The sequence below is a fragment of the Actinopolymorpha pittospori genome (genome assembly GCF_014873875.1).
GTDB classification, from domain to species: Bacteria; Actinomycetota; Actinomycetes; order Propionibacteriales; family Actinopolymorphaceae; genus Actinopolymorpha; species Actinopolymorpha pittospori.
This window is the reverse complement of the sequence record NZ_JADBEM010000001.1, coordinates 6,802,694-6,817,181: the sequence shown is the minus strand read 5'-3', so window position 1 is coordinate 6,817,181 and position 14,488 is coordinate 6,802,694. Positions and strand designations below refer to the sequence as shown.

At 73.0% G+C, this 14,488-nt stretch carries 10 protein-coding genes; 8 read left to right on the top strand and 2 right to left on the bottom strand.

What is annotated here, in order from left to right; all coding sequences use genetic code 11:
- Positions 1–83: 83 nt before the first annotated feature.
- Both HEB94_RS31740 and HEB94_RS31735 read right to left on the bottom strand, forming a co-directional pair.
- Positions 84–2,867: an AAA family ATPase gene (locus HEB94_RS31740; RefSeq protein ID WP_192753279.1), complete on the bottom strand. Its 2,784-nt coding sequence runs from the start codon at positions 2,865–2,867 to the stop codon at positions 84–86.
- 218 nt (positions 2,868–3,085) lie between these two features.
- Complete coding sequence (locus HEB94_RS31735; RefSeq protein ID WP_192753278.1) at positions 3,086–5,602, bottom strand: glycoside hydrolase family 2 protein; 2,517 nt, start codon at positions 5,600–5,602, stop codon at positions 3,086–3,088.
- Positions 5,603–5,878: 276 nt separating this feature from the next.
- Between HEB94_RS31735 and HEB94_RS52825 the strand changes: the two genes are divergently transcribed.
- From HEB94_RS52825 to HEB94_RS31695, 8 genes are all read left to right on the top strand, one after another.
- Entirely contained in the window at positions 5,879–6,265 is a 387-nt protein-coding gene (locus tag HEB94_RS52825; protein WP_337918077.1) for a GntR family transcriptional regulator, read from the top strand.
- A gap of 4 nt (positions 6,266–6,269) precedes the next feature.
- On the top strand, positions 6,270–7,196 hold the full coding sequence (locus HEB94_RS31725) for a serine hydrolase (protein WP_192753277.1): 927 nt from the start codon (positions 6,270–6,272) through the stop codon (positions 7,194–7,196).
- Positions 7,197–7,411: 215 nt separating this feature from the next.
- Positions 7,412–10,339 carry a class III lanthionine synthetase LanKC N-terminal domain-containing protein gene (locus HEB94_RS31720; protein WP_192753276.1) on the top strand — a complete coding sequence of 976 codons (2,928 nt, stop codon included), beginning with the start codon at positions 7,412–7,414 and terminating at the stop codon, positions 10,337–10,339.
- Positions 10,340–10,350: 11 nt separating this feature from the next.
- Positions 10,351–11,433, top strand: a complete 1,083-nt coding sequence (locus HEB94_RS31715) for a dipeptide epimerase (RefSeq protein WP_192753275.1) — start codon at positions 10,351–10,353, stop codon at positions 11,431–11,433.
- Positions 11,434–11,548: 115 nt separating this feature from the next.
- Positions 11,549–11,944 carry a PPOX class F420-dependent oxidoreductase gene (locus tag HEB94_RS31710; protein WP_192753274.1) on the top strand — a complete coding sequence of 132 codons (396 nt, stop codon included), beginning with the start codon at positions 11,549–11,551 and terminating at the stop codon, positions 11,942–11,944.
- A 69-nt stretch (positions 11,945–12,013) separates the two neighbouring features.
- Complete coding sequence (locus HEB94_RS31705; RefSeq protein ID WP_192753273.1) at positions 12,014–12,721, top strand: endonuclease V; 708 nt, start codon at positions 12,014–12,016, stop codon at positions 12,719–12,721.
- Positions 12,722–12,797: 76 nt separating this feature from the next.
- On the top strand, positions 12,798–13,760 hold the full coding sequence (locus HEB94_RS31700) for a C40 family peptidase (protein WP_192753272.1): 963 nt from the start codon (positions 12,798–12,800) through the stop codon (positions 13,758–13,760).
- An 88-nt stretch (positions 13,761–13,848) separates the two neighbouring features.
- The gene (locus HEB94_RS31695; RefSeq protein ID WP_192753271.1) at positions 13,849–14,439 is read left to right on the top strand and encodes a hypothetical protein; all 591 of its coding nucleotides are present in this window, start codon (positions 13,849–13,851) and stop codon (positions 14,437–14,439) included.
- The last annotated feature ends 49 nt before the right edge of the window (positions 14,440–14,488 follow it).

Here is a 14,488-nt window from a genome sequence, read left to right as displayed (position 1 = left end):
CGACGATGAGCCGGCCGGACCGATACGTGCCGGCCCGCGAGGTCTGTGCCCGGCACGGGGGTTCGCCGCCCGGCATCAGCCGCTCAGGCGAGGGAGCCGCTCACCGTCGCCTCATGCGCGAGAACCGCGCGGGTGAGGTCGACCCGGGTGTTTATGCGGAGCTTGGCGAAGATGTGGCGGAGATGGGAGTCCACCGTGTGCGGCGAGAGGCTGAGCCGGTCGGCCACCGCCCGGTTGGTGAGGCCGGCGGCGACCAGCCGGGCCACGCGTAGTTCGGACTCTGACAGGGCGGCCCACCCGGTGGTCGGGCGCGCGGGGATCGCCCGGTCCTGTCGCCGCTGACCCAGGGCGCGGAGGCGGACGCGTACCCGCTCGGCCTCCGCCGTGGCGTCCGCGCGGGTGAAGACCCGCAGGGCGTGTTCGAACTGGGGTACCGCCTCGTCCTGCCGGCCGTGGGCGACGAGCGCGACCGCGGAGTCCAGACAGGCCCCGGCCCGCGCCAGAGGTCGCGGACCGGCCTGGTAGTGCAGCGCCGCCTGGACCAGTTCGTCGGGATCGTCGTGGAGCAGACCGGCGGCGTGGGCGGCGGCGCCGGTCACCGAGGCGACGCGCGGGTTGAGTTCGGCGAGCCGCGTGGAGGCTTCCACCGTGACGGTGGCGACGTCCCGCCTTCCCGCACGGAGCGCGATGCGGACGAGGGTCGCGGCGGTCGGCGGCTCCATGGCGAGGATCCCGAAGTGATCGGGGAACGTCCTCCACAGGGGCCGCATCGTCTCCACCGCTGCACCCGGGTCGCCCGTGGCGTCGGCGACCATGCCGCGGGCGAGGTCCAGGTCGAGGTCGAAGATGCTCCCACCGTAGGGCGGGTGATAGTCCACGTACCCTCGTGCGGCCTCGATGTCCCCGCGACTGAGCGCGACCCGGGCGAGGACGGCAAGCGCCGAGGGCCACAGCGCGGTGTTGCGCAGCTGCTCGCTGATCTCCACCGCGGCCTCCGCCGCCGCCACCGCGTCGTCGAGGTGGCCCTCGGCCAACCGCAGGAGCGCGGTGTAACCGTGCCAGGTGTTGAGCATGAATCCCAGCCCGTAGGCCTCCAGGTCGTGGCGGGCGACGGCGAGCGCGGCATCCGCCTCCTCGAAACGGTCCAGGCCGGTGAGCAGCCACGCCTGCCAACGCCTCGGGTTCAGCCAGCGGGCGGCCTGGGTGTCCAGGCCGACGAGGTCGGCGGAGGCCTGCTCGATCAGCGTGAGCGTGTGGGTGAGCTGGCCCTGCAGGCGTTGGGCCATCGCCTCCGCGATGAGGCCCATGCTGACCGCGAGGCGCTCTCCCGCCCCCTCACCCTGACGGACGGCGAGGCGAGCGCTGAGCATGGCGGGAGCGAAGTCCATCATCCACGCGAGTTCGAGAGCCTCGGTGCCACGCAGGAGAGCGGCCTGCGCGTCCGGCATCCCTGGACGCTCCAGGCCGGCCCGGGCCTGCGCGAGGGCGGCGGGGAAGTTCCCGCCGAGGGACTCCGCGATCGCGGCCTTGTGCCGGATGTCGGCTTCGCTCGCCCAGTCGACACCGGCGGCCAGTGTCCCCCGCGCCACCTCCCGGACCTGCTCCAGGCGGCCGGCCTGGGTCAGCGCCGGCACCGCCTCGACCACCACCCGGGTGCGCTCGGCGCTGCCTTCGGGAAGCAGCGTCAACACCTGCGTGTACAGGTCGGAAGCCGTGGCCGGGGCCCGCGAAACCGCCTCCCGGGCAGCGCTCAGCAACACGTCGGCGGCCTCGTCGTCGCCGGGCCAGGCGCCCGCGAACACGTGCCGGGCGACCTCCAACGGCGCGGCGCCGGAGGCGAGCAGGGTGCGGGCCGCCTCGCGGTGGTAGGCGCCGCGCACGGAAGGGGGTATCTGGTCGTAGGCGGACTGCCAGAGCAACTCGTGGGCGAACGCCAGCCGGCCACCGTCGTCGCGGAGCAGGCCCGAGTCGAGGAGGGTCCGCATCGCCGGGAGCAGTCGGGCCGCCGGCTCGTCGAGCACCATGGCGACGTCCCGAAGCGAGAACCGCTGCCCGAAGATGGCGCCGACCTCGAGCACCCGCATCGCCGCGGGATCGAGCCGCGGCAGCCGGCGGTGACCGGACGGGACCAGCGGCGTCGGCACGGACTCGACCCCAGACGGGCTCTCCTCGCTCTCGGCCGCGAGACGTACCGCCTCCGACACCAGGAACGGGCAACCCCCCGCCTGTTCGATCAGCCCGCGCAGGCGCTCGTCGGGTGCGGCGCCGAGCAGGTCCTCGGCGACCGCGCGCGCCGCCTCGGCTGACAACGGCCCCAGGGTGACCTCGAGGAGGTCCACTGCGCGCAGTTTCGCGAGGAGTGCGGCGAGTTCACCACTGGGGTACGCCGACTGGCGGGTGAACAGCCACGCCACCCGCTCGGACGTGAGCTGGGTGACGAGCGCACCGATCGCCCACAGACTCGGCAGGTCCGTCCAGTGCAGGTCGTCGATCGCGACGAGGACCGGCGCTTGGGTGGACCGGCCCTCCAGCGCCGTACGGATCCGGTCGAGCAGCCACAACCGCTGGTCGACGAGGGTGGTCAGGTCGGCCAGGCCGCCCGGGGTCACCAGGGGCGGGTCCGTGCCCATCAGGGCGTCCAGCAGTACGGCGAGAGGTGCCGCGCCGCCCATCCGGTCGGCTCGGCCCAACGCGACGGTGAAACCGCGCTCGCCGGCCAGATGGGCCACCTCTTCGAGCATCCTGGTCTTGCCGATCCCGGTGGTGCCGTCGATCACCGCGACGCCGCCACGGCCCGATGATCGCTCCCGCAACCAGTCGTCGAACACACCGATCTGCCGCTGGCGTCCTCGCAGCGGAGTAGGCACGACACCCCCAGCCTCTTGCTCCCCTCCCCTCACCGTACGGCGAGGTCGGCACATCCGGTTCCGAGGCTGCTTCGAAATGCCCGTCGGCGGCGATGGTGCGGATCGCGCTGGGGGCGGCGGCCGAGGCTCGCTCGGCCGCCGCCCGGGAACGTTCAGGCCAAAGTGGCCCACTCCGGGCCACGAGTGGGGCCCAGAGTTAGGCCCAGAGTGGGCTCAGCTCAGCCGGACGTCGTGGCGCGGACGTCGTTGGCGCAGCGGAGCACGGGTGCGCGACCGACCTCCTCGGCGCTCACCTCGCGGCCGAGCCCACTGATCCGGAACGTGTGCGACTCCCCCGGCAGCAGCGTCACGAGCATGTCGTCGACGCTGGCGGCCGGGTCGAGCCGGTCGGCGAAGACGGCGAGATCGCGCACCAGCGTCCGCGTCGTCACCCGTACCCGCGTCTCCGAGCCGTGCGTGGTGACGTCCACGTCGAGGTCGGCATCGGGGTAGGCGAGGTCCTTGTCCTCCCCGAAGTACCACGTCGTACGCCGGTCCCCCGCGGTGACGATGAGCAGTTCGCTCAGCGGGTCGGTCGGGGTGGCCACGTCGGCCGGAATCCGTACCGACGCGGTCGATCCCGCCTCGACCTCGACCAAGGTCGACCAGTGTCCGAAGACCTCGCCGGCGAAGCTGCGGCGTTCGAGGACCACCTCGGTCGCCCAGGTGGAGCTGTCGTCGGCGGTGCCCTCGTGGACGAAGATGGCCTCGAGCCCGTTCTCCCGCGGCTGGACCGTCAGCAGCCGCGAGTCGTAGACGTCACGCAGCGCGTACCACAGCGGCTTGCGCCGCGCGTCACCGTCGACCGCCGCCCAGGACGTGACCGGCCAGCAGTCGTTGAGCTGCCAGACCACGGTCCCCATGCAGCGGCCGCGGTGGGAACGGAAGTGTTCGATCCCGAACGTCAGCGCCCGCGCCTGGTTGAGCTGGGTCATCCAGTGCCAGTCCTCCACGGTCGCCGGCTCCGGGAAGTGCGGGGCGAGACCACGGGCCAGCTTGTCGTTTCCCTCGGTCGCCTTCTGGTGGCTCAGCACCCCAGGCGAGTCCGGGGCCAGCGGCTCGTCGTGGACGGCACGGGTCAGCGTCGCCCAGGTCGGTGGACCCTGGAAGCCGAACTCCGCGACGAAGCGCGGCACGTAGTCGCGGTAGCCGCTGTAGTCGCGCTGGTTCCACACGTCCCAGACGTGCTTGCAGCCGTGCTCGTCGGCGTTCGGGTGGATGTCGAACGTCCCGGAGTAGGGGCTGCCCGGCCAGTAGGGGCGGGTCGGGTCGGTCTGGGCGACGACCTCGGGCAGCACCTGCAGGTAGTAGCCCTTGCCCCAGGTGCGGTCACCGACGCGCGCCTGCCAACCCCAGTCGAACCAGCCCCAGATGTTCTCGTTGTTGCCGTTCCACAACACCAGGCTCGGGTGCGGCATCAGGCGGGCGACGTTCTGCCTGGCCTCCGCCTCGACCTCCTCACCGATCGGGGACTCCTCGGGGTAGGAGGCGCAGGCGAACAGGAAGTCCTGCCAGACAAGGATGCCGAGCTCGTCGGCGGCCTGGTAGAACTCCTCCTTCTCATAGAGCCCGCCGCCCCACACGCGGAGCAGGTCGATGTTGGCGTCCTTGGCCTGTTGCAGGCGAGCGCGGTAACGACCGGCGTCCACGCGGGTCGGGAAGCAGTCGTCGGGGATCCAGTTGGCGCCGCGGGCGAACACGGGTACGCCGTTGACGCGGATCGTGAACGCCGAGCCCGCCTCGGCACCGGCCGCGTCCGGAGCGGTGTCAAGTTCGACTTGACGGAAACCGATACGCCGCGCCCAGACGTCCTCGTGGGCCTCCTCGGCGCCGTCGACCACACTCGGGATCAGCGCGACCTCGAGGTCGTACAACGGCTGGTCACCGTGCCCGTGCGGCCACCACAGGTCAGGGTCGCGCACCTCCAGGTCCAGCTCCGCGGACAGGGCGCCCTCGGCGACCTCGATCTGGGCCCTCGCGCCCGCGAGCCAGGCGACGAGGTTCAGCGGGCTGTCCTCGCCTTCCACGCGTTCGATGTCGGCGAGCACGCGCACCCGGCCGACGCCCTCCTCCACCGTCACCAGCGGTCGCACCCGGGCCAGGCGCGCGGTGCTCCAGCTGTGCAGCCGGATCGGCTTCCAGATGCCGGCCGTGACCAGGACGGGGCCCCAGTCCCAGCCGAAGTTGCAGGCCATCTTGCGGATGAAGTTGAACGGCTCGGGAGTGGCGGAGTTCGGCCCGGGCAGGTTGCCGAGCTTGTCCCGCATCTGCTCGGCGTACCTCAGCGCCGAGGAGAACGTCACCACGAGGTCGTTGCTGCCCTCGCGGAGCAGGCTCGCCACGTCGAAGCGGTAGGACCGGTGCATGTTCTGGGTGGTGCCGACCGGCTGGCCGTTGAGCTCGATGCTCGCCACGGTGTCCAGGCCCTCGCAGACGAGGTCGACGCGGTCGTCATCGCCCGGGGCCCAGTCGAACGTCGTGGTGTAACGCCAGTCCATGCGACCGATCCAGGCGAGGTCGTACTCGTTGCGGTCGAGATAGGGATCGGGGATCAGGCCGGCGGCGAGCAGGTCGGTGTGCACACAGCCCGGAACCGTTGCCGCCACCTCGGCACCGGCGACCTCGGCCGGGACGTCGTCTGTTCCGCCCGCCGCCGAGAGCACCCAGCCGTCGTGCAGATCCCGCCACTCACCCATGCGACTCCTCCTGCCCGGGACGGACGTCCCGCTCGTTCGACGGGCCTACTTTCCCGTACGCTTCGCCGCCACACACCACCGGGCAGCCCCTGTTCTCCCGCCTGCGTGCGCCCGGATGACGCCTGTGTGCCAGCCTTGCGTGCCGATCTCGGCCAGCGCATTCTTGGGTGCCGGCCGGGCACGACCGCACACGTCCGCCGAGCAGCCCGACAACCGGGTCCGGAGAAGACCGTCACGAGCAGGGAGTACGCCGATGCCAGACCGCGAGGGCCACAGGTGAGTTCGACACCCGAGTGGGCCGCCCGCATCGCCGTCGACGCCGGCAGCACCGCGCCACCCTGGCGGCAGGTCCGCGACCAGATCCTCGAACTCGTCGAGGCCGGACAGTTGCCGGTCGGGGCGCGGCTGCCCGCGATCCGCCAGCTGGCCACCGACCTTCGCATCGCACCGGGCACGGTCGCGCGCGCCTACAAGGAACTCGAGGCGGAGGGGATCCTGGCGACCGCCCGACGACACGGCACGGTGGTCGCCGCGACCCCCGGCCGGCAGGCCGACCCGCTCCGGGACGCCGCCCGGGCCTACGTCGAGAGAGCCCGCGCCCTCGGTGTCGACGCCCGGGCCGCGCTGACCATGGTGCAGCGGGTCTTCGACCAGACAGACTGAGCCGATGAGCGCACCCGCACCCTCGGCGCGACCGGGCCCCGGCCGGCCGACTTCCCCGCCGATCGCCTCGCCAGGTCACCTGCCAGGTCACCCACCAACGCTGTCCGCCCTCGAAGCCGACCTCGCTGCCCTGCCCGGCGTGGTGTCGGTGTGGTGTGGTCCGCCCTGTGGGCCACCGGCCTACGTCCGGGAACCGGACGCGACCCACAACGCCGCCAGCACGATGAAGCTCGCGGTGATGGCGGCGGCGTACCGGCTCGCCGAGGAGGGTGCACTCGACCTCGATGAGGAGGTGCGCGTCCACAACGACTTCGCCTCGGCGGTCGGCGACGGTGCCATCTACCACGCGACCGCCGACTACGACAGTGATCCGCAGCCGTGGGAGCGCCTCGGCCGCGCCGCCTCCCTGCGCTGGCTGGTCCGCCGGATGATCGTGCGGTCCAGCAACCTCGCCACCAATCTCGTCCTGGAACGCGTGGGGCTGCCCGCCGCGGCGGCGGCCTGGGCGGCCACGGGTGCGCGGCACTCGGTGGTGACCCGCGGCATCCAGGACTACGCCGCCCAGGAGGCGGGTCGCTCCAACCTGGTCACGGCCGCCGACCTGGCCGGCATGCTCGGGGCGCTGCAGGCCCGCACACTGGCTTCGCCGACCGCGTGTGCGCAGATGCTGGAGGTCCTGCTCGACCAGGAGATGACCGCGGACGTCGTCCAGGGACTTCCGCCGGGCACCGCGGTCGCGCACAAGAACGGTTGGGTCGACAACGTCCGCCACAGCGCGGCCCTCGTCCTGCCCACCGACGCGCAGCCCTACGTCCTGGTCACGTGCGTGAGCGCCGAACTGGACGACGCCGCCGGATGCGCCGTGGTCGCGCGGGTGGCGGCGGCGAGTTGGGCGGACCGGCACGGCCTTTCTCAGCCTCCGCGAAAGTAACTCACGGTTACCTAATGCGCGAAAAATATCACTGTAAGTCTTGCGCTGGCCCCGCGCTGTTGGTAGTCGTATGAGCACCTAAAGTGTGTGTGTGATCGCGCGGTGGAGGGGGAATCCACGAGCGGTCCACCACGACGAGCCCGCTGCCCGGTCGTCACCGTCGACGCCGGTCATCTGGTTTCGGGTGCGCGAGCGACACCGAAAGGCGTGAGCGAGTGACGCCGTACAGGGACGACCTGGCCTCCGTGGTCTCGCGTCTGCTGGATCGCCCCCACGAACGCCCCTGGCGGATCCTGCGCGGAACACCGTGGCACACCGCGCTTCCCGCCACTCACGCCGAACGCCGGCAGGGCTGGCAGTTGGACGTGTCCGCGACGCCGAAGTCGGTTCCCGCGATGCTCGAGCGGGTGGTGCCCGTGCTGCGCGCCCACCGGGCCGCGTTCACCTTCGCCCCCTCCGTCGCGCTGGTCGGCTGGCTCGGAGGCCGGTCGTGCCCACGCGCCGACTCGGGCAAAGTGCTGACTGTCTACCCGCGCGACGACGACGTACTCGCCCAGATCGCCGAGGAACTCCTCGCGCGCACAGCCGGCATCCCCGGCCCGCGGGTGCTCTCCGCGCGTCCGGTCCGGCCGGGCAGCGTGGTGCACTACCGGTTCGGTGGCTTCCAGGGCACAACCAACCCGTTCCAGGCGCTCGACGACGACGGCCGGTTGCGCCAGCCGTTGCTCGCCCCTGACGGCACGACCGTCCCCGACCGGGGCGAGGCGTGGTTCGCGCCGCCCACCTGGGCACCATGCCCGTGGGACGGCACGGAGACCGCCGGCCCCTTCGGCTCCCCCGACGGACTCGCCCCGGGCCAGGCGATCCGGCTGCACCGGCGTTATGTCGTACGTCAGGCCCTGGAGCACCTCGCCACCGGCGGCAGCTACCTCGCCATCGACGAAGGCGGCCGTGGCGAGGCCGGGGAGGCCGCGGGCACCGCGGTCGACGTCGTGCTCCGCCATGCCCGCGCGCACGCCGACGCCGACCTCACCGGCACCGACGCGCGGTCCCGGCTGCTGCACGAGGCGCGGATGCTCCGGCGCCTGGACGGCCACCTGCGGGTGGCCCGCCCGCGTGTGGTGTTCGCTGCCGCGGGCGACGTGTTCCTCGTCCAGGATCACGTCGCTGGTGAGACCCTGCGGCAGTGGGTGCACCGGCACGCGAGCGGTGGAGCCGGTGTGCCGGCCGACCTCGCGCTGATGATGACCCGACGGCTGGTCGCGCTGGTCGGTGCCGCTCATGGCGCGGGCGTCGCGCTGCGCGACCTGCATCCGTCGCAGTACCTGGTCGGCCTCGACGGGTCCCTCGGGCTCGCCTCGGCCGCGGCCGCCACCCCGATCGGGCAGACCGGGCCGGGCCCGGTCGCGCCGGGCTACCACGCACCCGACCTGCGAACCGGCACCGCTGCCACCACCTCCGAGGACCTCTACGGCCTGGGCTGTCTGCTGTTCCTGCTCGCGACCGGAGCCGATCCGCTGCTCCCGGCCGACGTGCCGGGCGCCGTCTCGGCCAGGCGCGACGCCGACCCGTGGACGGAGGATCCGGGGCTCCTCGACTGGCTGGGCGAACCCGCGACGCGACCCGTCGATGGTCGCTTCCCCGTCGAAGGTGACAGCGGTGCGGAGCCGCGCCGGCACGAGGGACGACCCGTCCGCGACCGGCTGTCCGCCTGGCTGGCGGTCCTCGCGCGCTACGGCGACACGGCCCGGCTGCTCCGGCCCGCCATCACCGCCCTGCTCGCGCCGCGGCCGGAGGAGCGCGGTGACCTCGCGGCACTCGAACCCCTCCTCGCCGGCCGGCACCCCCTCGCGCCCACCTGTGCGTCCGCTTCAGCCGCTCCGGCCGCTCCCGCCGACCAGCCGGGCGCGGAGGAGTTGCTCGCCGACGGCCTCGACCATCTGCTGGCGACGATGCGCCCCGACGACGAGCGGCTGTGGCCCTCGGGCGACCTCGGCGCCCGGACCGACCCCCGCAACGTCCAACACGGAGCGGCGGGCGTCCTCTCCGTCCTGCTGCGTGCCCACGCCAACGGTGCCGCCTTCGACGTGGCGTCGATGAGTCTCGACGCTGCTGCACGCAAGGCCGCGGCCTGGTTGTCCGACCGGTGCGAGCGCGGCGACCGGGCCCTGCCCGGCCTGTACTACGGCCGGGCCGGTGTGGCCTGGGTGTTGGCTGACGCCGCCGCCACGCTCGGTGAGCCGCCGCTGCTCGCTCAGGCCGAGCGGCTCGCGCTGCGGCTGCCGACCAGTTGGCCCAACGCCGACATCGCACACGGGCTGGCCGGCGCCGCCCTGACCCAGCTGTATCTCGCCCGGGCCGGCGGCGACGCCGGTGGCGCCCTGATCGCCCGCGAGGGACAGTTCGGCGAGCGGGCCCTCGCCTGCGGGCGGGCGCTGCGGGCGGCCGCCGTACCCGGACCGTACGGTCCGACCTGGCCGGTCCCCGCGTCGTTCGGGTCGGAGCTCGCGGGCGGTTACCACTACGGGTTCGCGCACGGTGTCGCCGGCATCGGCTACGCCCTGCTCGCGCTCGGCACCGCCCTGGATGAACCGGCCTACGTCGAACTCGCCGCGGAGGCCGGCTACACGCTCTGCCGGGCCGCACGAGTCGACGAGGACGGTGCGGCCTGGTGGCCGGTCGGCCCGGAGGACGCGAACCGCCTCCCGCACTGGTGCAGCGGATCCTCCGGCGTCGGCACCTTCCTGCTCAGGCTGCTCGCCGTCACCGGCGAACAACGGTTCGGCGAGTACGCCCGGGCGGCGGCCGGCGCGGTCTACCGCGCGCGCTGGCGGTCCTCCCCCTCGGCCTGCCACGGCCTCGCCGGTGACGGCGAATACCTCCTCGACGCCGCCGAGATCCTGGCCGACCCGACCTACCGCGCGTGGGCCGAGGACCTGGTGCCGCTGCTGGCCGTACGACACTGCCGGCGCGAGGGTCGCGCACTGGTCCCCGACGAGACGCTGACCTCGGTCGTCGCCGACTACAACGTCGGGCTGTCCGGTGTGCTCGCCTACCTCATGCGGCTGCGCTACGGCGGGTCGCGGCTCTTCCTCGTCGACCACCTGCTCACCGACGACGAACCCGGTGCTCCGCTGCGATAACGTCCGGTCCCGTGCCGATCACCGACGTGCGCTGCCATGCGATGCGAGCCGAACTGCACACGCCGTTCGTCACGGCCCTACGCCGCGCCACCGCGGTGGAGTCGGTCCTCGTCGAGGTCGTCGACGAGGACGGCCGTAGCGGTTGGGGTGAGGCGCCGCAGGTCTGGCGGGTGACCGGTGAGTCGATGGAGGGTGCGGCGGCGTGCCTGTCCGGGCCTCTGCGCGACGTCGTGCTCGGCGCTGATCCCGACGACCTCGCCGCCCGCTCCCACGAGATCGCCGCCGCGGTCGTCGGCAACCTGAACGCCAAGTGCGCACTCGACGTCGCCCTGCACGACCTCGCCGCCCGCCGGCTCGGCGTGCCCCTGGCCCGGCTGCTCGGCGGCACCGCCACCAGCGTGCCCACCGACGTCACCCTCTCGGCCGCCGAACCCGGTGAGCTCGCCGCGACCGCGCGGGCCCGGGTCCAGGACGGCTTCGACGTGCTCAAGGTCAAGGTCGGCACGAAGGCGGGCCCAGCCGCCGACGTCGCCGGGGTCAGCGCCGTACGCCAGGCCGTCGGCGCGGACGTCCGGATCCGGCTCGACGCCAACCAGGGCTGGACGCCCCGCGAGGCCGTCCGGGTGATCCGCGCGCTCGAGGACGCCGACCTCGACGTCGAACTCGTCGAGCAGCCCGTCGCCGCCGCCGACCTGGACGGTCTCAGCTGGGTCAGTGACCGGGTGCAGACGCCGATCCTCGCGGACGAGAGCGTCTACGGCGTCCGCGACCTCGTGGAGGTGATCCGCAGGCGCGCCGCCGACCTGGTCAACGTCAAGCTCGCCAAGTGCGGTGGGCTCGCTCCGGCCCGCACCCTGCTCGACCTCGCCGACGCCTACGGGATCGGGACGCTGGTCGGGTCGATGATGGAGGGCCCGGTCGGGGTCGGCGCGGCGGCGAGCCTGGTCGCCGCGCGAGGCACCACCTTGACCAGCGACCTGGACGCCGCCTGGTGGCTGGCTGGCTCCCCGGTCGTGGGCGGCGTCAGCTACGACGGTTCACGCCTGGTCCTCCCGCAGGCACCCGGCCTGGGAGTCAGCGGCCTGAAGGGGTAGTCAGGGCAGCGGCCCGGGCACCGGTCCAAGGTCGGTCCCGGACCTTGTCACGAAACCCGCGGTGGCCTCGTCTGGGCGGCGTAAGCGTTCGCCAGTCCCCTGAGAGGCAACCACCATGACCACCGACACGGCCTCGCCGTTCGCCCGGTTCACCCGCCAGAAGACCATCGCCCTGACGACCTTCCGCAAGGACGGCACACCGGTGCCGACCGCGGTCAACATCGTCGTCGACGGAGACCGGGCCTACTTCCGCACCTACGACAAGGCGGGCAAGTACAAGCGGCTCCGTCGCGATCCGCACGTCGAGATCGCCCCCTCCAACGGCATGGGCCGGCCGACGGGGCCGTCGATGCGGGCCACCGCCCGACTGCTGTCGACGCAGGAGTCGCTCCCGATCCGTCGCGCGCTGCGCCGGAAGTACCCGTTCCTGCAGGGAGTCGCCGTGCCGCTCTTCCACCGGCTCAAGCATCTGCGCACACTGCACTACGAGCTCACCGCCACCGAGGACTAGGGTGCCCGTCGGACCGGGCCAGGTCCGCCCGGCACCGCCCGCGGCCGGCCCGTCTGGTCTGCTGGAGGTATGGACCTGCCCGGAACCTGGTGGCCGGAGGACGCCGACGGGCTGGCCGTCGTCCAGACCGCGCTGGCCGCCCGTACGCCGGAGCCCTGGCGCCCGCCCGTCGACCGGCCGCTGCTCATCGGCGGTTCGTTCTGCTGCTTCCCGCGAGGTATCGAGGGGCCCGGCGGCCCGGGTGACCCGGTCTGGGTCGCCGCGGTGACCTACGCCGGTCGCCGGCGAATCGCCCGGCACGTCCGCACCGACACCGCCGGCGCCGCCTACGTCGCCGGGAGCCTCGCGATGCGGGAGGGACCGGCGCTGGCCGCCGCCGTCGAAGCGCTCGAGCCCCGGCCCGACGTCATGCTGGTCGACGCCACCGGCCGCGACCATCCGCGCCGCGCCGGTCTGGCCTACCACCTCGGGGCGGCGCTGGACCTGCCCACCGTCGGAGTCACCCACCGCCCCCTGCTCGCCAGTGGCGAGTGGCCCGGTGAGGAGGAGGGCGCGGCGAGCCCCCTGTGGCTGGCGGAGGAACAGGTCGGTGCGTGGGTCCGAACCAGGCGGGGACGGCGGCCTTTGGTCGTCCACGCGGGCTGGCGCACTGATCCCGACGTCGCGGTAGAGGTCGTACGTCGTGCCCTCGCCGGCACCCGCACGCCCCTACCACTTCGCGAGGCGCGCCGGCTCGCGCGACGAACCCGGGCACAGACGCCAGTCGGGCCGCGGTGACCATCGCGCCCACAGGGCCTGATCCGGCAACCGGACCGCACGGCGCCGGAGGGGTCGCAGGCTCTAGCGTGGCTCCATGCCCGCACCCGATCTCTCCGTCCAGGCGAGCACAGCCATCGGTGTCGCCGCCACCGTCTTGTGGACCAACCCCGACGCGCCGCGTGAGATCGACGCGCCCATCCTCGCGGCGGACCCCGACCCGCGTGCCTGGGCGGCCGGTCTGGACACACCGGCCCGACGTGACCTGAACGACCGGATCCTCACCCAGTTGTTGGCGGGCGAGCCGGTCGAGGTCCTCGAAGAACACCGCGACTGGCTGCGTGTCGTCGCGCCGTGGCAACCTTCGGACCGCGACGAGCGGGGTTATCCCGGCTGGGTGCCGCGGGCCCATGTCAGCGTGGCGGCCGCTCCGGCGGAGCGGGAGGCCGTCGTGACGGTCGAGGAGACCCGGCTGGAGCCCGCCCCGGGCGCCCGGGGTCTGGTCAGCGCGGCGCTGTCCTACGCGACGATCCTTCCGGTCCTGGACGACGCCGAGGGACGGGTGCGGGTCGCCACTCCCGGCGGTGGCAGCGCCTTCCTGGACGCGTCCGCCTGTGTCGTACGCCAGACCGGCCACGCCCACCCCGTCGACACGCGCGCCGTCCTCGCGGCGGCGCGAAGCTTCGTCGGCCTGAGCTACCTGTGGGGCGGCATGAGCGCCTTCGGCCTGGACTGCTCAGGCCTGGTGCACATCAGCTTCCGTGCGCTCGGCCGGATCGTCCCGCGCGACGCCCATGACCAGGCGGACGCCTCCGTTCGGGTCCCGCTCGCGGACGCGCGGCCCGGCGACCTGCTCTTCTTCGCTCGGCCGGGCAAGTCGATCCACCACGTCGGCTTCGCCGCCGGGACGCCGCAGGGCACGCCGCCGGCCGAGGGGCCCTACCTGCTGCACGCGCCGGGGACCGGTAAGGAGGTGTGTGAGGAGGCGATGAACGCCGACCGTCGCGCCACGCTGGTCGACCTCGCGGGCCGGCTCGCCGACTCGGGAGACGCACCCTAGGTCGCATCCGCAGGACACCCAGCGCGTCACCCCGGAGCGAACGCCCCGCGCCCGGCCTCCTCCGCGCTCCCTCCGCGAGGATGCGGGGATGACTGTGGACAACCTCCATGACTTCTTCGTGGCGACCGCGGGCGTGGCCGGCGCACTGATCGGGCTGCTGTTCGTCGCCATCTCGGTCTCCCAGGAGCGGCTGGCCGAGAGGGGCGACACCCAGATTCACCGGGTGCGAGCCTCCGCCGCGCTGACCGCGTTCACCAACGCGCTCGCGGTGTCGCTGTTCGCTCTGATTCCCCGAGACGACATCGGCTGGACCGCGCTTGACGTGGCGGTCCTCGGACTGATGTTCACCACAGCCTCGTTGCTGTCACTGATCCGGGTCCGCGGCATGCGCTGGCGGGACGTGCGCGACCAGGTCTTCCTGCTCGGCCTCATCGCGATCTTCGCGCTCCAGTTGGTCATGGGCCTGCGGGTGGCCGGCCACACCGGCGACGCCGGCGACTCCGGTGAGGTGCACACGATCTCGATCCTGGTGATCGTCTGCTTCCTGGTCGGGATCGCCCGATCGTGGGAACTGATCGGCGGACCCTCGATCGGGTTGGGACACGAGATCGGCGCGCTGGTGCGAGGCGAGGACCATCGGAGGGACGCCGAGCGGGCCCAGGGCGCGCGGCAGGGCTGATCGCCCGTCCTTCGAAGGACGGCGCGACGGCAGAGCGGACACAGCGGGC